Source organism: Amycolatopsis sp. NPDC051372 (genome assembly GCF_040682095.1).
GTDB lineage: Bacteria > Actinomycetota > Actinomycetes > Mycobacteriales > Pseudonocardiaceae > Amycolatopsis.
This window is the reverse complement of sequence record NZ_JBFBAF010000002.1, coordinates 15,841-31,886: the sequence shown is the minus strand read 5'-3', so window position 1 is coordinate 31,886 and position 16,046 is coordinate 15,841. Positions and strand designations below refer to the sequence as shown.

Annotated in this window: 20 protein-coding genes and 1 pseudogene; 10 read left to right on the top strand and 11 right to left on the bottom strand. The window is 71.8% G+C overall.

Translation table 11 applies throughout. The annotated features are described in order from the left end of the window. The first annotated feature begins 125 nt into the window (after positions 1 to 125). Positions 126 to 1,445, top strand: a complete 1,320-nt coding sequence (locus tag AB0M56_RS03925) for an MFS transporter (protein ID WP_364170828.1) — start codon at positions 126 to 128, stop codon at positions 1,443 to 1,445. Then, positions 1,442 to 2,860, top strand: coding sequence for an aspartate aminotransferase family protein (locus AB0M56_RS03920; RefSeq protein WP_364170826.1), 1,419 nt, complete (start codon positions 1,442 to 1,444; stop codon positions 2,858 to 2,860). Before AB0M56_RS03925 ends, AB0M56_RS03920 begins: the two co-directional genes overlap by 4 nt. Positions 2,861 to 2,900: 40 nt before the next feature. Here the strand turns inward: AB0M56_RS03920 and AB0M56_RS03915 are convergent, their stop codons facing one another. From AB0M56_RS03915 to AB0M56_RS03875, 9 genes are all read right to left on the bottom strand, one after another. After that, on the bottom strand, positions 2,901 to 3,173 hold the full coding sequence (locus AB0M56_RS03915; protein ID WP_220240918.1) for a DUF6295 family protein: 273 nt from the start codon (positions 3,171 to 3,173) through the stop codon (positions 2,901 to 2,903). 27 nt (positions 3,174 to 3,200) lie between these two features. Then, positions 3,201 to 3,944: a dienelactone hydrolase family protein gene (locus tag AB0M56_RS03910; protein WP_364170824.1), complete on the bottom strand. Its 744-nt coding sequence runs from the start codon at positions 3,942 to 3,944 to the stop codon at positions 3,201 to 3,203. Beyond that, entirely contained in the window at positions 3,941 to 5,668 is a 1,728-nt protein-coding gene (locus AB0M56_RS03905) for an MFS transporter (protein WP_364170822.1), read from the bottom strand. Before AB0M56_RS03905 ends, AB0M56_RS03910 begins: the two co-directional genes overlap by 4 nt. Then, on the bottom strand, positions 5,665 to 5,919 hold the full coding sequence (locus tag AB0M56_RS03900) for a MarR family winged helix-turn-helix transcriptional regulator (RefSeq protein WP_364170820.1): 255 nt from the start codon (positions 5,917 to 5,919) through the stop codon (positions 5,665 to 5,667). The genes AB0M56_RS03905 and AB0M56_RS03900 overlap by 4 nt, the downstream gene beginning before the upstream one ends. After that, positions 5,916 to 6,107, bottom strand: a complete 192-nt coding sequence (locus tag AB0M56_RS03895) for a hypothetical protein (protein WP_364170818.1) — start codon at positions 6,105 to 6,107, stop codon at positions 5,916 to 5,918. Before AB0M56_RS03895 ends, AB0M56_RS03900 begins: the two co-directional genes overlap by 4 nt. A gap of 214 nt (positions 6,108 to 6,321) precedes the next feature. Beyond that, a complete protein-coding gene (locus AB0M56_RS03890) occupies positions 6,322 to 7,416 on the bottom strand; it encodes a GTP-binding protein (RefSeq protein WP_364170816.1) in 1,095 nt (364 codons plus the stop codon). Next, complete coding sequence (gene rpmF, locus AB0M56_RS03885; protein WP_364170814.1) at positions 7,413 to 7,571, bottom strand: 50S ribosomal protein L32; 159 nt, start codon at positions 7,569 to 7,571, stop codon at positions 7,413 to 7,415. The genes AB0M56_RS03890 and rpmF overlap by 4 nt, the downstream gene beginning before the upstream one ends. After that, positions 7,571 to 7,834, bottom strand: coding sequence for a type B 50S ribosomal protein L31 (locus tag AB0M56_RS03880; RefSeq protein WP_364170812.1), 264 nt, complete (start codon positions 7,832 to 7,834; stop codon positions 7,571 to 7,573). The genes rpmF and AB0M56_RS03880 overlap by 1 nt, the downstream gene beginning before the upstream one ends. After that, positions 7,831 to 9,090: a GTP-binding protein gene (locus tag AB0M56_RS03875; protein ID WP_364170810.1), complete on the bottom strand. Its 1,260-nt coding sequence runs from the start codon at positions 9,088 to 9,090 to the stop codon at positions 7,831 to 7,833. Before AB0M56_RS03875 ends, AB0M56_RS03880 begins: the two co-directional genes overlap by 4 nt. A 78-nt stretch (positions 9,091 to 9,168) precedes the next feature. Between AB0M56_RS03875 and rpmB the strand changes: the two genes are divergently transcribed. From rpmB to cobA, 6 genes and pseudogenes are all read left to right on the top strand, one after another. Further along, complete coding sequence (gene rpmB / locus AB0M56_RS03870; protein ID WP_364170808.1) at positions 9,169 to 9,405, top strand: 50S ribosomal protein L28; 237 nt, start codon at positions 9,169 to 9,171, stop codon at positions 9,403 to 9,405. After that, positions 9,406 to 9,573 carry a 50S ribosomal protein L33 gene (gene rpmG, locus AB0M56_RS03865; RefSeq protein WP_220240903.1) on the top strand — a complete coding sequence of 56 codons (168 nt, stop codon included), beginning with the start codon at positions 9,406 to 9,408 and terminating at the stop codon, positions 9,571 to 9,573. Beyond that, entirely contained in the window at positions 9,573 to 9,878 is a 306-nt protein-coding gene (gene rpsN, locus AB0M56_RS03860) for a 30S ribosomal protein S14 (protein WP_364170805.1), read from the top strand. Before rpmG ends, rpsN begins: the two co-directional genes overlap by 1 nt. A 5-nt stretch (positions 9,879 to 9,883) precedes the next feature. Further along, the gene (gene rpsR / locus AB0M56_RS03855) at positions 9,884 to 10,120 is read left to right on the top strand and encodes a 30S ribosomal protein S18 (protein WP_364170803.1); all 237 of its coding nucleotides are present in this window, start codon (positions 9,884 to 9,886) and stop codon (positions 10,118 to 10,120) included. 40 nt (positions 10,121 to 10,160) lie between these two features. Further along, positions 10,161 to 10,552 (top strand): annotated as a pseudogene (locus tag AB0M56_RS03850) (ankyrin repeat domain-containing protein). A gap of 28 nt (positions 10,553 to 10,580) precedes the next feature. Then, positions 10,581 to 11,807, top strand: coding sequence for a uroporphyrinogen-III C-methyltransferase (cobA, locus tag AB0M56_RS03845; RefSeq protein WP_364170801.1), 1,227 nt, complete (start codon positions 10,581 to 10,583; stop codon positions 11,805 to 11,807). A 10-nt stretch (positions 11,808 to 11,817) separates the two neighbouring features. On the opposite strand, the gene AB0M56_RS03840 is transcribed toward cobA, so the two are convergent. Further along, positions 11,818 to 12,693 carry an alpha/beta fold hydrolase gene (locus AB0M56_RS03840; protein WP_364170799.1) on the bottom strand — a complete coding sequence of 292 codons (876 nt, stop codon included), beginning with the start codon at positions 12,691 to 12,693 and terminating at the stop codon, positions 11,818 to 11,820. Between the two features lie 113 nt (positions 12,694 to 12,806). Here AB0M56_RS03840 and AB0M56_RS03835 point away from each other — a divergent pair, with 113 nt between their 5' ends. Together AB0M56_RS03835 and AB0M56_RS03830 are read left to right on the top strand one after the other, a co-directional pair. Next, positions 12,807 to 13,649, top strand: a complete 843-nt coding sequence (locus tag AB0M56_RS03835) for a crotonase/enoyl-CoA hydratase family protein (RefSeq protein ID WP_364170796.1) — start codon at positions 12,807 to 12,809, stop codon at positions 13,647 to 13,649. Between the two features lie 34 nt (positions 13,650 to 13,683). Next, complete coding sequence (locus AB0M56_RS03830) at positions 13,684 to 15,402, top strand: AMP-binding protein (protein ID WP_364170794.1); 1,719 nt, start codon at positions 13,684 to 13,686, stop codon at positions 15,400 to 15,402. 27 nt (positions 15,403 to 15,429) lie between these two features. Here the strand turns inward: AB0M56_RS03830 and AB0M56_RS03825 are convergent, their stop codons facing one another. Continuing rightward, positions 15,430 to 15,936, bottom strand: coding sequence for a hypothetical protein (locus tag AB0M56_RS03825; protein WP_364170792.1), 507 nt, complete (start codon positions 15,934 to 15,936; stop codon positions 15,430 to 15,432). Positions 15,937 to 16,046 lie beyond the last annotated feature (110 nt).

Below are 16,046 nucleotides of genomic sequence, written 5' to 3'. Positions count from 1 at the left end.
GGGGCGAGGTCGGCCCGGTACGCGCGGTGCATTACGACGGTGGCACGATTCCTCCCGACCACTACCGGGGAACGGCGAAGATCCACTAGGTATTGCGTTCGTCGGACCGCCTTCGAGGAGGACCCTTGGCGCCGCTGCCCCGCCGGACGCGTTTTCGCTACTCGCTCGGCTCGTTCGTCACCGGATCTTTCGGCACGGTGCCGGGACTGCTCCTGCTGCCCTACCTCACCGACACGATGGCGGTGCCCGCCGCGGCGGCCGGCGTGATCGTGTTCGTGCCGAAGGCGTGGGACGTGATCTTCAACCCGGTGGCGGGCCGCCTGTCCGACGCCGACCTGGTGCGCAGCGGCAGCCGGCGGCGGTTCCTGCTGGGCGGCGGCATCGGCGTCGCGATCTTGTTCTTCGCGTTGTTCGCGCACCCCGGGTTCGGCAAGCCCGCGATCGACGCGACCTACGTGGTGATCGTGTTCTTCCTGTGTGCCACCGCGTACGCGTTCTTCCAGGTGCCGTTCAACGCGCTGCCGGCCGAGCTCACGGACTCGGCCGAGGAACGCACGAAACTCACCAGCGTGCGCATCGGCGTGCTGGCCGTGGCGATCCTCGTGTCCGGCGGCGCCGCCCCGGCGATCACCGACATCCTCGAAGGCGTGGCCGGCTACCGGGTGATGGGCCTCGTGATGGCCGTGATCATCCTGCTCGCCACCCTGGGTGTCTACTTCGGTCTGCGCGGCGCGCCCGTCGGTTCGCTGCGGCCCAACGCCGTGAGCTTCAAGCAGCTGATCCGCACGATCGCGCAGTGGCGCCCGTTCTGCTGGCTGATGGGCTCGTACTTCATCCAGGCGCTGGGCATCGGCACGGTGCTCGCCGCGATCCCGTATTTCGCCGAGCACGTGCTGGGCGACCCGAGCTACCGCACGGTGCTGTTCGTGGGCTTCGTCGGCCCGGCGCTGATCACGATGCCGCTGTGGCCGCGGCTGGGGCACCGTTGGGGCAAGCTCGTGGGCTTCCGCATCGCGACGGTCTCGTTCACCGTCGGCCTGCTCGGGATGCTGTTCGCCAAGGACATCCCGTTCGCGGTGACGATGGTGTTCGTCGCGCTGTCGGGCATCGGGTACGCCGCGATCTCCGTGTTCCCGCTGGCGATCCTGCCCGACCTCATCAGCGCCGAAGAGGAACGCACCGGCGAGACCCGCGCGGGCATCACGGCGGGCGTGTGGACGGCGTCGGAGACGCTGGGTCTGGCGCTCGGCCCGGGTCTGTTCGGGCTGGTGCTGCAGGCCGGCGGCTACGTGTCGAGCACCGACGCGACGACCGCGCAGCCGTCCTCGGCGATCACGGCCATCACCGTGGGCTCCTCGGTGCTGCCCGCGGTGCTCATCGCGCTGGCGATCCCGCTGCTGCGGCGCAAGGTGCTGGAGCCGCGGCCGGTGGAGCCGCAGCGGTGACCGACGTCCTGGCCGAGTTGCGGGAGCTGCGTGCGGGCGACCTGCCGACGCACGGCGGGCACACGCTCGCCTACGTCTACGACAGCGGCCTGTCCGAAGTGGACGAGATCGCAGCGGCCGCGCACGCGCTCGCGTCGTCGGCCAACGGGCTGGACCCCACGGCGTTCCCGAGCCTGCTGCGCCTGGAGAACGACCTCGTCGGGCGCGCGGCGGGGCTCCTGGGCGGAACCGCGGGAACGGTCGGCACGGTGACGTCCGGCGGCACCGAGTCGTGCCTGCTCGCGGTGCTGGCCGCGCGGGACGCCCGGCCGGACATCACCGCGCCGAGCATCGTGCTGCCCGACACCGCGCACGTGGCGTTCCACAAGGCGGCGCACCTGTTCGGGCTGCGCAAGATCATGGTGCCGGCCGACGCGAAGACCTTCCGTGCGGTGCCGGACGCCATGGCGGCGGCAATCGACGAGTCCACCGTGCTCGTCGTGGCGAGCGCGCCTTCCTACGCCCACGGCGTGGTCGACCCGATCCCGGAGATCGCGGCCGCCGCGGCCGCTCGCGGTGTGCGGATGCACGTGGACGCGTGCATCGGCGGCTGGGTGCTGCCGTATTTCGCGAAGCTGGGCGCGGACGTGCCGCCGTTCGACTTCCGCGTGCCGGGCGTCACGAGCATCTCGGTGGACCTGCACAAGTACGCCTACTGTGCGAAGGGCGTCTCGGTACTGCTGCACGCGAACGCCGAGCTGCGGCGCACGCACTACTTCGCCAGCGCGGCCTGGCCGGGCTACACGATGCTGAACCCGACGCTGCAGAGCACTCGCTCGGGCGGCCCGCTCGCGGCCGCGTGGGCCGTGGTGAACCACCTCGGCGAGGACGGCTACTTGCGCCTCGCGGAGGTGACGCGCGAGGCCGTGACCCGGATCCGTGTGGGGGTCGAGACCCTGCCGGGCCTGCGGATCCTGGGTGACCCGGACTCGACGCTGATCGCCTTCGCCACGACCGGCACCGCCGACGACGGGTTCGATCTGTTCACGGTCGCGGACGAGATGAAGGTGCGTGGCTGGTACGTGCAGCCGCAGTTCGCGCACGGCGGCTCGCCGCTGAACCTGCACCTCACGATCACGGCCGCGAACCACGGCAGCGAGGCGGAGTTCCTCGCGGACCTGACCGCCTCGGTCGCCTCGGCCCGCGAAGCCGGTCCGACGTCAGTGGACCCGGACGTGGCCGCGTTCGTGGCCGCACTGGACCCGGAAACCTTGACGGCGGAGCAGTTCGCGGGCCTGCTCGCCGCGGCCGGCCTCGTCGGCGACGCCGGCCTGCCCGAGCGCATGGCACCGATCAACGCACTGCTGGCGACGGCGGCGGAACCGCTGCGGGAACGGCTGCTGCTGGAGTTCCTCGGCGCGCTCTACACGCCCTGACCGGCTGGCCCGGGCCTGAACCCGGGACAGCCGGTGCGGCTCATTGGTTGCGCGAGGCCAGCCCGGCCGGCGCGGAGGCCAGCGCGGTGTGGATCGCGTCGGCGAGGGCGAGCGCGTCTTCTTCGGTCAGTTCCAGCGCGACGCGCGCGGCCGGGCCCATTGCCGGGTTCCGGAAGTCGATGTTCACGGTGTGGGCGAAGCGGGCGTGCGTCGGGTGGTCGACGTAGACGGTGGCTTCGTTGACGCTGTGCCAGCCGGTCGCGCTCTTGCCGCTGCCCTCCACGGCGAACTTCTCGGTGAGGTAGGTGCACATGGGAAACGTCCTTCCTGCGAAGCGGAATCAGGCCGCGAGGTGCCGGCCGTAGAAGTCGAGGATCTTGGCCCAGCCGTCCACGGCGGCCTCCGGTCGGTAGCTCGGGCGGTCGACGGCGAAGAACGCGTGGCCGGCGCCGGTGTAGGTGTGGAACTCGTGCTCCTTGCCGAGGCGGTCGAGCTCGGCGGCGAGCTTCGCGGTCTCCTCGGGGGCGGGGTACTGGTCGTCGGCGCCGAAGATGCCGAGCAGCGGGGCCGACAGCTGCGGCGCGAGGCCCAGCAGCGGCTTCATCGACGCGGGCATGCCGGCCGGCGGCTCGTTCACCACGAACGCGCCGTAGCAGTCCACCGCCGCGTCGACCTGGGTCGAGCACGCGACGAGGAATGTCTGGCGGCCGCCGGAGCAGTGGCCGATCACGCCGATCTTGCCGTTGGCGCCGTCCAGCGCCTTGAGGTACGCGGCCGCACCTTCGACGTCGCCGACGAGGCGCTCGTCGGGCACGCCGCCGTTGGCGCGGACGGTCGCGGCGGCGTCGTCCGGGCTCGCGCCCGGCGCCTCGCGCGAGTACAGGTTCGGGCACAGCGCCGCGAAACCCTCGGCGGCGAAGCGGCGCACCATCTCCTTGGTCGCCGGGTCGTAGCCGGGCATGTGGTGGATCACCACGACGCCGCCGCGCGGAGCGGGGTCGAGCGGGCGCGCCAGGTACGCCTCGATCTCGTCACCGCCGTGGCCGGTGATCGTGACGGTGCCGGCGGTGAGCGTGTCGTTCATCCGTTCTCCTTGTCCGGGGTGCTTCGTTGCTCGCCCGCGCGCGGGGCGAGGTCGGGGTGGAAGTAGCGCTTGCCGCGCGACACCGAGGCGAGGCCCGCGACGAGCGCCATCACGGCGGCCGCCGTGAAGACCGTGACCAGTCCGTTGTGGAACGGGCCGGAGATGAGCTGCGGGAAGAACTCCTTGCCGGTCAGCGCCGCCGAGTCGCTCGGCGACAGTCCGGAAAGGACACCCGGACCGAGCAGGTGCGCCACCGGGTTGCTGCCGAGGAACGCCGCGAACAGTGTGCTCACGGGCGGCAGCTGGGCGACGTTCGCCGCCACGTCGGCGGGCACGCCGTGGGCCTGCAGCCCGCTGGTGAGTGTGGCGGGCAGCGAGCCGGCCAGGCCCGCGATCATCAGCGAGAAGAACACGCCGATCGACAGCGCGGTGCCGGAGTTCTGGAACGTCGAGCGCATGCCCGACGCGACGCCGCGCTGGTGGTCGGCGACGCTGCTCATGATCGCCGAGGTGTTGGGCGCCGAGAACATCCCCTGCCCGATCCCGCTGATCACGAGCAGCAGCGCGAACACGGGGTAGGAGAAGTCGACCGGCAGCGCCAGCAGGCCGAGGAACGACCCGGCGACGAGCACGAGCCCGCCGGTGGAGAACAGCCGCGCGCCGAACCGGTCGGACAGGTAGCCCGACATCGGGCCGGCGATGAGGAACCCGACCGTGAGCGGCAGCAAGTAGATCCCGGCCCACAGCGGGGTTTTCTCGTACTCGTACCCGTGCAGCGGCAGCCAGATGCCCTGCAGCCAGATGATCAGCATGAACTGCAGCCCGCCGCGCGCGATCGACGTGAGCAGCACCGCGAGGTTGCCCGCGGTGAAGGCCCGGATCCGGAACAGCGAGAGCTGGAACATCGGTTCCTTCACGCGTGTCTCGATCACGCCGAACGCGATGAGCAGCAGCACTCCGGTGCCGATGCCGCCCAGCACCCACGGGCTGCCCCAGCCGGTGGCCGCCCCGCCGTAGGGCTGGATGCCGTAGGTGATCGCGGCGAGCAGCACACCGGTGCCGAGGGCGAAAGTGACGTTGCCGCCCCAGTCGACGCGCGCCCGGCGCGGCTTGCCGATCTCGCGCAGGCTGCGGATCGACCACACCGTGCCGAGGATGCCGAACGGCACGCTCACCCAGAACACCGCGCGCCAGTCGATCTCCGCGAGCAGGCCGCCCGCGACGAGACCGAGGAACTGCCCGGCCAGCGCCGTGATCTGGTTGATGCCGAGCGCCATACCGCGTTGCTCGCGTGGGAACGCGTCGGTGAGGATCGCCGCGGAGTTGGCCGTGAGCATGGACCCGCCGACGGCTTGGACGATGCGCCAGCCGATCAGCCACAGCGCGCCCCGCCCGCCGTGGAACGGGTCGAACGACAGCGCCACCGAGGCGACACTGAAGATCACGAACCCGACGTTGTACATCTTCACGCGGCCGAACATGTCGCCGAGGCGCCCGAGCGTGACCACGAGCACCGCCGACACCAGCAGGTAGCCCAGGATCATCCAGAGCAGGTAGCCGATGTTGCCCGGCGCGAGCGGGTCGAGCCCGATGCCGCGGAAGATCGCGGGCAGCGAGATGATCACGATCGACCCGTCGAGCGCCGACATGAGCACGCCGAGGGTGGTGTTGGAGAGCGCGACCCACTTGTAGCGGTCTCCGCGGCTGGTGGTTGTGGTTGTCACAGTTGGTCTGCCAGGCGTTCGAGCAACGGGATCACCTCGAGTAGTCGGCGGCGTTCCTCGGCGCTGAAGCCGCCGGCGAGGGCTTGGGCGACGCGCTGGGTGCTCAGGGAGCGCCGGTCGGTCAGGAGCTTCCGGCCGGTCGCGGTCACGGCCATCAGGACGCGGCGGCCGTCGGCGGCGTCGGGGCTTCGGCTCACGAGCCCGCGTTCGACGAGCCCGGCCAGGGTCGCGCCCATGGCCTGCGGCTTCACCCGCTCCTGCTCGCCAGGTAGCCGGGCGTCGAGGGCCCGTCGCGGTCGAGCCGTGAGAGCACGGAGCTTTCCGAGAGCGTGGCCTCGCCCGCCACGTAGCCCTGCCGCATCCGCCGCACCAGCCGCCCGAGCGCGACCCTCAGGTCGGCGGCGGCCTCCACGAGATCTTTGGTGATCCGATCCGGCACATTAGTCAACCTAGACTGATAAACCTGGATTGATCAACCTTCGCGAAACACCCCTAACCCCACCGAATCGCCCAGTTCAGACGTGGTGTGTCCGGCGTGGACCGAGCGTGATCCGCATGATGACGCGGGCGGTGAACGATCAAGGAACTCCCGGGAACACGAAGGCCGCGCGACCGTTGTGATCCAGGTCGCGCGGCCTTCGGTGCGTCTGTCCTCAGTGGACGTGCACGGGCTCCCATCCGGGGAAGGGATCAGCCGTCACCGGCTCGTTGGTCAGGCACGCCTCGAGCGCGGCCAGCAGCGGGCCGCCGGCGAGCCCGACGCCGATGAAGACCAGCTCCTGCCGCGGCGCGTCGGTCACGCCCTGCGGTTCGAACCGCGCCACCGAGCCCGCCTGCGACCACAGGCCGAGCACGCCCGGTCGCGACGCGAGCGTGAAGAACCCCTTGGAGCGCAACACCGTGCCGAACTCGCCCGAGTCGAGGCGGGTCGTGACGAAGTCCCACAGCGGCGCCGGGTCGAACGCCCGGGTGGCGCGGAACACGACGCTGGAGATGCCGTACTCCTCGGTCTCCGGCACGTGGTCGCCGTTGAGCTCCGCGACCCAGCCCGGGGCCTGCTGCGCCCGCAGCGGGTCGTGGCGGCCGGTGCCGACCACCCGCCCGAGCGGCACCCGGCCGAACTGCGCCGTCACCACGTCGGCGCCCGGGTTGAGCCGGCGCAGCGCCGCCACCAGCCGGTCGGCCTCGGCGGGGGAGACGAGGTCGGTTTTGTTCAGCAGCAGCACGTCGGCGAACTCGACCTGGTCCACGAGCAGGTCGCTGACCGTGCGCTCGTCGCCCTCGTACTGGTCGAGGCGGCGTTCGGCCAGCGAGTCGCCACCGGCCAGCTCACGGCCGAAGTTCACGGCGTCGACCACGGTCACCATCGTGTCCAGCCGGGCCCCGGAGAGCGCCGGTGTGCCGACGTCGCCGGGGAAGGAGAACGTGGCGGCGACCGGCATCGGCTCGGAGATCCCGCTCGACTCGATGAGCAGGTGGTCGAACCGTCCTTCCGCCGTCAGGCGCGTGACCTCGTCGAGCAGGTCCTCGCGCAGGGTGCAGCAGATGCACCCGTTGGTCAGCTCGACCAGGCGCTCCTCGGTGCGGGAGACGCTGTCGCGCACGAGGGCCGCATCGATGTTGACCTCGCTCATGTCGTTCACGATCACCGCCACCCGCAGGCCTTCGCGGTTGGCGAGGATGTGGTTGAGCAGCGTCGTCTTGCCCGCGCCGAGGAACCCCGACAGGACGGTGACGGGTACGCTCACCGGTCGAGCCGCTGGAAGTGCTTGATCAGGCGGCGCGGCACGAGCTTGCGCTCGCCGTCGACCGTGATCGGCACCAGGTCGGGCACCGCGGCCTTCCATTGCGCACGGCGGGCGCGGGTGTTGCTGCGTGACTTCTTCCGCTTCGGCGCGGCCATCAGCGCGCACCGCCCTTCTCGCGACGGCCGTAACGGCGGTGGAACTTCTCGACCTGGCCCGCGGAGTCGACGATCCGCTGGTTGCCGGTCCAGAACGGGTGCGACCACGAGCTGATGTCCACGACCACGAGCGGGTAAGTGTTGCCGTCCCTCCACTCGATCGTCCGCTCGGACGTGGCGGTGGAGCGGGTGAGGAACGCGTCGCCCGTGGACGAGTCGCGAAACACCACCGGGTGGTAGTCGGGGTGGATGCCGGGTTTCACTGCGGTTCTTCCTTTCGGTTCGCGGCGTTGACGTGCCGCTCTTCGTCTTCGTCGTCGGTTTCGGTGGCCTCGCACGGGTCTTCGTGCCACTCGCCGAACGGGTCGGGGTAGCTGCGCCAGGCAGCTTCCCCCTCGGCCAGCTCGGCGTCGGTCAGCAGCGCGGCGTGCAGCGCGTCCTCGATTTCCTTCGGCGGCACCAGATCCGTGACGACCACGAGCTCCTGCGCGCGGTCGCCGTGCACCGGGTGCCAGCGCAGCGACGCGAGCGTGCGGCGTTCGGGGGAGACCTCGGCCCAGTCCGGGCCGTCGGGCGAGGCCAGCCACGGCCCGGCGTGCCCGATCGCGAGGCCGCCGCCCGCCGACTCGAGCCAGAACGCGATGTCGGGCTGGCTCGCGACCCACGCGCGGCCGCGGGTGCGGATCACGCCGCCCAGCAGCGTGTCGATCGCCTCGTGCAGGCGCTCGGGGTGGAACGGCCGCTGCGAGGTGAAGGTGAGCACCTCGATCCCGCAGTCGGCGTGCAGCGGCGGCTGGCCCCGCAGGAGCGCGCCGTGCAGGTCGACCACCTCGCCGCGCCGCGATTGCGCGGGCACGGCGGCGAACAGCAGCCCGGCGTTCGCGCCCTTCAGGACGACCCGCGGGACCGACGGTGCGACGCGGTCGAGCACGGCCGCGGTCTTCGCGGCGCACCACGCGTCGGGCACTTCGCCCGCGAGCACCAGCACGTCGGCGAACTCCACCTGCGCGAGCGCGACCTGCGCGACGCTCCGGTCGTCCTCGGGGCTGCCCAGCAGGCCGCGTTCCAGGAGCAGTTCGTCGCCGGAGGCGTCGGCGAGCCAGGCGGCGCGGTCGACGGTGGTGAACACGGCCTCGATCTCGACGTCGTCGCTCACGGGCCGGTCGCCGACCAGCACGTTGGCGATCGCCCAGCTCACGGGCTCGGGTTCCATGGCCTCGTCGAGGCGCAGCACGATCCGGTCCACCTCCGGCAACCGGGCGAGCCGGCGCAGCAGCGGCAGGAGGTCTTCGCGCAGCGTGCAGTTCACACAGCCGTGGGCCAGTTCCAGTGCGGTGAGCTGGTCGCGGGGGCCGAGGCGGATCCGCCTGCGGACGACACCGCTGCCGATCTGCCGCAGGTCGTGGTGGACCACGGCGACGCCGGGGCCGGCGCGGCGCAGCAGTTCGGCGAGCTCGTCGTTGCCTTCGGCGGCGAGCCCGCTGACGAGCACGAGCGGGACACGCGGGTGTGGGGTCACTGAAGCTCCAGTCGACGGGACGGGGTACGGTGGCCAGCGTAATTGAAAACGAATATCACTATCAACTCGGGAGGGTCCGTGTCAGCCGTGTGCCAGGTCACCGGCCGCAAGCCGGGCTACGGCAAGCAGGTCTCGCACTCGCACCGCCGCACGTCACGGCGCTGGGAGCCGAACCTGCAGTCCCGCCGCTACTTCGTGCCGAGCCTCGGCCGGACCGTGCGGCTCAAGGTGTCGGCGAAGGGCATGAAGACGATCGACAAGCGCGGGATCGACGCGGTCGTCGCGGAACTGGCCGCGAAGGGGGTGAAGATCTAGATGGCGAAGAGCACCGACGTCCGGCCGATCATCAAGCTGCGCTCCACCGCGGGCACCGGCTACACGTACGTCACGAAGAAGAACCGGCGCAACGACCCCGACCGGATGGTCCTGCGCAAGTACGACCCGGTGGTGCGCAAGCACGTCGAGTTCAAGGAAGAGCGCTGATGGCGAAGAAGTCGAAGATCGCGAAGAACGAGCAGCGGAAGGTGATCGCCGCCCGCTACGTCGAGAAGCGCCGGGCGCTCAAGGCCGTGATCGCCTCGCCGCGCTCGTCGGCGCAGGACAAGGCCGACGCGGTGGTGGCGTTGCAGCGCATGCCGCGCGACGCGAGCGCCACGCGCATCCGCAACCGCGACACCGCCGACGGCCGCCCGCGCGGGTACCTGCGCAAGTTCGGCCTGTCGCGCGTGCGGATGCGGCAGATGGCGCACAACGGCGAGCTGCCCGGCGTCTCGAAGTCGAGCTGGTGAGCCGCATGCCGAAGCACGAACGCGTGCCGCGCAAGCGGGCGAACCCGTTGCACGCGCGCGGGATCACGGCCGTCGACTGGAAGGACATCGACCTGCTGCGGACCTTCATCTCCGACCGCGGCAAGATCCGCGCCCGCCGCGTGACGGGGCTGACGCCTAAGCAGCAGAAGCAGGTGGCCTCGGCCATCAAGAACGCGCGGGAGATGGCTCTGCTGCCCTACCCGAACTCCGCCCGGGGTTGACCGCCCGGCGTCCCGGGAGCCGGCGTGCCAGACTCGGCGCATGGCTTCCGGGACGCCGTCGGACGAGGAGCTCGACCTGTGGGCCCGCGTGTTCACCATGGCGCGTGAGGGCGACACGGAGCGCCTCGCCGCCTACGTCGAGGCCGGCATTCCCGCGAACCTCACCAACGACCGCGGCGACACCCTGGTGATGCTCGCCGCCTACCACGGGCACGCGGAGACGGTGGCCGCGCTGCTCGCGCGCGGCGCGGATCCGAACCGGGTCAACGACCGGGGCCAGAGCCCGCTCGCCGGCGCCGTGTTCAAGGACGAGCTCGAGGTCGTGAAGGCGCTGTGGCGGGTGGTGCCGACCCGCGGGCGGGCACGCCGTCCGCGGTCGAGGCGGCGACGATGTTCGGCAACACCGGGCTGCTGGCCCTGCTGCAGAGCTGAGCGGGCCGGGCAGGCAGACTTTCGGGCTATGGACGACCCGCACTACCTCTCCGGACTCCAGCTCGCCGGCCGCCGCGTCGTGATGGTCGGGGGCGGCTCGGTCGCCCAGCGCCGCCTCCCGCGGCTCATCCGCGCGGGCGCGCGGGTGGAGCTGGTCTCGCCCCACACCACGCCGTCGGTCAGCGCGATGGCCGACGCGGGCGAGCTGGTCTGGCACGAGCGCCGCTACGCCGAGGGCGACCTCGCCGACGCCTGGTACGCGCTCGCCTGCACCGACGACCCCGAGGTCAATGCCGCGGTGTGCGCCGAGGCCGAACGCGAGCGCGTGTTCTGCGTGCGTGCCGACGAGGGGGAGTCCGGCAGCGCCGTGACCCCGGCTTCGGGCCGCCACGGCGGGCTGCTGTTCGGCGTCCTGTCCGGCGGTGAGCCGCTGCGCTCGGCCGCCGTGCGCGACAGCATCCTCGACGCCCTGCACGCCGGCACCGTCAAGGATGCTGCCGGCGGCCGCGCGCCGCGAGACACCGATACCGAGCTGCCGGGCGTCGCCCTGGTCGGCGGCGGTCCGGGCGACCCGGACCTGATCACCGTCCGCGGCCGCCGGCTGCTCTCGCGCGCCGACGTGGTGGTCGTCGACCGGCTCGCGCCGCGCGAGCTGCTGGACGAGCTCGCGCCCGAGGTCGAGGTCGTCGACGCGGCGAAGATCCCGTACGGCCGCGCCGCGAGCCAAGACGTGATCAACAGCACGCTGATCGAGAAGGCCAAGGAGGGGAAGTTCGTCGTCCGGCTCAAGGGTGGCGACCCCTACCTGTTCGGTCGCGGGTTCGAGGAGGTCCTGGCCTGCGCCGAGGCGGGCGTGCCGGTGACCATGGTCCCGGGTATCACGAGTGCGTTCGCGGTCCCCGCCGTGGCCGACGTGCCGGTCACCCACCGCGGCGTCGCCCACGAGGTCGTGGTCGTCTCGGGCCACGTCGCCCCCGGCGACCCGCGCTCGCTGGTCGACTGGTCCCTGCTGGCCGGCCTGCGCGGCACGATCGTGCTGATGATGGGCGTCGAACGCCTGCCCCAGTTCGCGTCGGCGCTGCTGGACGGCGGCCGCCCGGCCGACACGCCGGTCGCCATCGTCGAAGACGGCACCATGCGCACGCAGCGCACTCTGCGCTCCACGCTGGGGAAGGTGGCCGGCGAAGCGGCCGCCGCGGGTGTCCGCCCGCCGGCGGTGATCGTGTTCGGCCCGGTGGCCGGCCTCGCGAAGTGACCAGGCCGGGTCAGCTTTCGTAGCAGCGCTCGGCGAAGTCGGTGATCGCCGAGGTCAGGCGCTTCGGGTCGGAGCGGAGCTCGACCGGGCTGCGCGCCTGGACGAACTCCGCACCGGGCATGTCGGCGGCCAGGGTGTCGGCGTCGCCGAAGGGGTGGATCGGGTCGCCTTCGTGGCCGATCACCAGCGCGGGCGTGGTGATGGCCCGGCGCACCGACTTCGGCGGCGCGATGCGGCCGAACAGCACGCCGTGCAGGAGCGCGGCCATCGGCTCGGGCTGCTGGGTCAGGGTGTCGGTGACGACGTCGACCCACTGGCTGCCGTGGGGCACGAGGTTGGCGGCCAGCGCGACTCCGCGCACGGTCACGGGCAGGAAGCGCGCGGCGAACAGCAGCGGGGCGAACGTGAGCAGCCCGGCGACGATCGCGTTGTCCAGCACTGGCATCTCCACGACCAGCCCGCGGGCGCGGGACGGCTGCGCGACCGCCACCTCGAGCGCCACGTTCGCGCCGAGCGACGTCCCGCCGAGCACGGCTTCGTCCAGGCCGAGGTGGTCGAGCAGCGCCACGGCCTGCTCCCCGAACGCCGGCATCGAGTAGCGCCACGACTCGGTCGGCCGGTCGGACTCGCCGTGGCCCAGCAGGTCGAGGGTGATCACGCGGAAGCCCGAGCGGGCGAGCCGGCGGGCCAGGGGCGCGTGCATGCGGCGGGTGAACATGATGCCGTGCATCAGGACCACCACGCGCTCGCCCGAGCCGTACTCGGTATAGGCCAGGCGGTGGCCGTCGCAGGTGAACGAGCCGGACAGCTCGATCGGACGCGAGCGGCGCGCCGGCGGGGGATCCGCCGGCAGGTCGTCGACGGCAAGAACAGGGGCCGGGGCCATGCGCCACCTTCCTCTCGTGGTCGAGGGCCGCTTCGATCTCTCGTGCCCCTCCCAGGAAAGCATCCCGCGACCGAATTGGCACAGCGTCAACCGGATGGTTCAAGATGACAGGCATGACCGCACCTGCCGACTCCCTGCCCGAGCTCGTCTCGCTGAAGGTCGACCTCGACGGCCACGTCGCCGAAGTCACCCTGCTCGGCCCGGCGAAGGGCAACGCCATGGGCCCCGACTTCTGGCGCGAGCTGCCGCTGGTCTTCGCCGCCCTCGACGCCGACCCGCGCGTGCGCGCGATCGTGCTCACCGGCAGCGGCACGAACTTCTCCTACGGCCTCGACCTGCCTGCGATGATGGGCGGCTGGGCCCCGATGCTCGCCGGCGACGCGCTGGCCGGCCCGCGCACGGACTTCCACCGCGAGGTCCGCCGCCTGCAGGAGTCCGTGAGCTCGATCGCCGAGTGCCGCAAGCCCGTGATCGCCGCCGTGTCCGGCTGGTGCATCGGCGGCGGCGTCGACGTGATCAGCGCCGCCGACGTGCGCCTGGCCAGCGCCGACGCGAAGTTCAGCGTGCGCGAGGTGAAGGTCGCGATCGTCGCCGACCTCGGCAGCCTGCAACGGCTGGCCACGATCGTCGGCGAGGGCCACGTGCGCGAGCTCGCCCTGACAGGCAAGGACGTCGACGCTGCGCGCGCCGAGAAGATCGGCCTGGTCAACGACGTCTACCCCGACTCCGACACACTGCTGGCCGAGGCCCGCAAGCTCGCCGCCGAGATCGCGGCGAACCCGCCGCTGGTCGTGCAGGGCACCAAGCAGGTGCTCGCCGCCAACACCGAGCGCCAGGTCGCCGAGGGCCTGCGGTACGTCGCGGCGTGGAACTCCGCGTTCCTCCCGAGCAAGGACCTCGCCGAGGCCGTGCAGGCGTTCATGGAGCGCCGCGCGCCCGAGTTCAAGGGCGAGTAGAACAGGCACGTACGCGAGCACGAGGGAGCACGACGTGAGCAATGGCGCTTCGGGGAACCAGCGGGCCGGCGAGGCCCACCAGGTCTTTCGGGAGGCGCGGGACTACCTCCAGTCCCACCGCGAGGACTACGACACCGCCGTCCGGGGGTTCGCGTGGCCGCAGCCCGCGGAGTTCAACTGGGCCCTCGACTGGTTCGACGTGGTGGCCCGCGACCCGGCGAACGCGCAGCGGTACGCGCTCTGGATCGTCGAGGAGGACGGTACCGAGAACCGCTGGACCTACCCGGAGATGGCCGCCCGCTCGGACCAGGTCGCCACGTGGCTGCGCCGCCTCGGCGTCTCGCGCGGCGACCGGCTGATTCTCATGCTGGGCAACCAGGGCGAGTTGTGGGAGACGATCCTCGCCGCGATCAAGCTCGGCGCCGTGATCATCCCGGCCTCGACGCTGCTCGGCCCGGCCGACCTCGTCGACCGCGTGGAGCGCGGCAAGGCCAAGCACGTGGTGGTGCGCTCGGCCGACGCGCCGAAGTTCGCCGACGTGGCGGGCGACTACACGCGCATCGCCGTCGGCGAGCCGGTCGAGGGCTGGCACGCCTATGCCACCGCGTACGCCGAGCCGGCCGGTTTCACCCCCGAAGGCGTGACGGCCGCGGGCGACCCGCTGCTGCTCTACTTCACCTCGGGCACCACGGCGAAGCCGAAGCTCGTGCAGCACACGCACGTGTCGTACCCGGTCGGGCATCTGTCCACAATGTACTGGATCGGTCTCGAACCGGGCGACGTGCACCTGAACATCTCCTCGCCCGGCTGGGCGAAACACGCGTGGAGCAACGTGTTCGCGCCGTGGAACGCCGAGGCCACGGTGTTCCTGTACAACTACACGCGCTTCGACGCCACGGCGCTCATGGCGCAGATGGATCGCTGCGGGGTCACGAGCTTCTGCGCGCCGCCCACGGTGTGGCGCATGCTCATCCAGGCCGACCTCACGGCGCTGAAAACCCCGCCGCAGAAGGTGGTCGGCGCCGGCGAGCCGCTCAACCCCGAGGTGATCGAGCAGATCGAGAAGGCCTGGGGCGTCACCATCCGCGACGGGTTCGGCCAGACCGAGAGCAGCGTGCAGATCGCCAACACTCCCGGCCAGGATGTGGTTCCCGGCTCGATGGGCCGGCCGCTGCCGGGCTTCGTGGTCGCGCTGGTCGACCCGGTCACCGGCGAGCGCGCCGCGGAAGGCGAGATCTGCCTCGACCTCGCGCACCGGCCGGTCGGCCTGATGACGGGCTACGCGGACGACGACGAGCGCACCTCGGAAGCCTTCCGCGACGGCTACTACCACACGGGTGACGTCGGTTCGGTCGACGAACGCGGCTACATCACCTATGTCGGGCGCACCGACGACGTGTTCAAGGCGTCGGACTACCGGATCTCGCCGTTCGAGCTGGAGAGCGTGCTGCTGGAGCACGAAGCCGTCGCCGAGGCCGCCGTGGTGCCCGCGCCGGACCCGATCCGGCTCGCCGTGCCGAAGGCCTACGTCGTGCTGGCCGCGGGCCACGAGGCCACCGCGGACACCGCGCGTGCGATCCTGGCCTACGCGCGGGAGCACCTCGCCCCGTACAAGCGGATCCGGCGCCTGGAGTTCGCCGAGCTGCCGAAGACGATCTCCGGCAAGATCCGCCGCGTCGAGCTGCGCGGGCGCGAGAACACCCGCCCCGAGGGCGAGTACCGCGAGGACGACTTCCCGGACCTCAAGGCCTGAGCCGTGCGGCCGTCGTTCCCCTCGGCTTCACTCCGAGGGGACGACGGCCGCGAACACCGTCTGCTCGCCCTTGCTGCACGTCGTGCCGCCCTGCGCCGCCGGCGGGCCGGAGGTGCACAGCCAGCCCGACACGGTGTCGTTGACGGCGTCGTTGGACCCCGTGTCCTGCCGGCCGGCGATCTTCGCGTGGAAGTCGCGCACGAGCGCCATGGCCTCGGCGCACGGCACCCCGCCCGCCCGGCTGTCGAACACGTACAGGGTCAGCCCGCTCGCGGCCGTCACGGTGCCGCAGGACCCCGGGACGGCCGGCGTGGTGCTCGGGGCCCGAGTGTGCGTGCTCGGCGGCGCCTGTGTCGTTTCAGGCGGCGGGGGAGGAACCGAGTGCGCCGACGAGGTCGTCGGTGGGGGCGTGGTCGCGGACGGTGGCGGCGGTACCGCCGCCCGGGGCTCGGGTTCCCCCGAACAGGCGGCGAGCGCCGGCAGCACGAGCCAGGCCGCGAGCAGCGGCCGCCACGCGGGCTTCGACGGGGGCACCGGGGTCCTTTCGCCAGAGGTCTTCCCGGCATTCTGGCCCGCCGCCGGCGCCGTGACCCGCACCGACACCCGGCGCGGCGGGCGGAGGTTACCGGAACCGGGGCTTCCGC

Excerpts from the sequence above, each read along its gene's own strand:
- AB0M56_RS03915 (WP_220240918.1), bottom strand. The coding sequence starts at position 3,173 with ATGTGCACCTACCTCACCGAGAAGTTCGCCGTGGAGGGCAGCGGCAAG.
- AB0M56_RS03910 (WP_364170824.1), bottom strand. The coding sequence starts at position 3,944 with ATGAACGACACGCTCACCGCCGGCACCGTCACGATCACCGGCCACGGC.
- rpmF (WP_364170814.1), bottom strand. The coding sequence starts at position 7,571 with ATGGCCGCGCCGAAGCGGAAGAAGTCACGCAGCAACACCCGCGCCCGC.
- rpmG (WP_220240903.1), top strand. The coding sequence starts at position 9,406 with ATGGCGAAGAGCACCGACGTCCGGCCGATCATCAAGCTGCGCTCCACC.
- rpsN (WP_364170805.1), top strand. The coding sequence starts at position 9,573 with ATGGCGAAGAAGTCGAAGATCGCGAAGAACGAGCAGCGGAAGGTGATC.
- rpsR (WP_364170803.1), top strand. The coding sequence starts at position 9,884 with ATGCCGAAGCACGAACGCGTGCCGCGCAAGCGGGCGAACCCGTTGCAC.
- cobA (WP_364170801.1), top strand. The coding sequence starts at position 10,581 with ATGGACGACCCGCACTACCTCTCCGGACTCCAGCTCGCCGGCCGCCGC.
- AB0M56_RS03840 (WP_364170799.1), bottom strand. The coding sequence starts at position 12,693 with ATGGCCCCGGCCCCTGTTCTTGCCGTCGACGACCTGCCGGCGGATCCC.
- AB0M56_RS03835 (WP_364170796.1), top strand. The coding sequence starts at position 12,807 with ATGACCGCACCTGCCGACTCCCTGCCCGAGCTCGTCTCGCTGAAGGTC.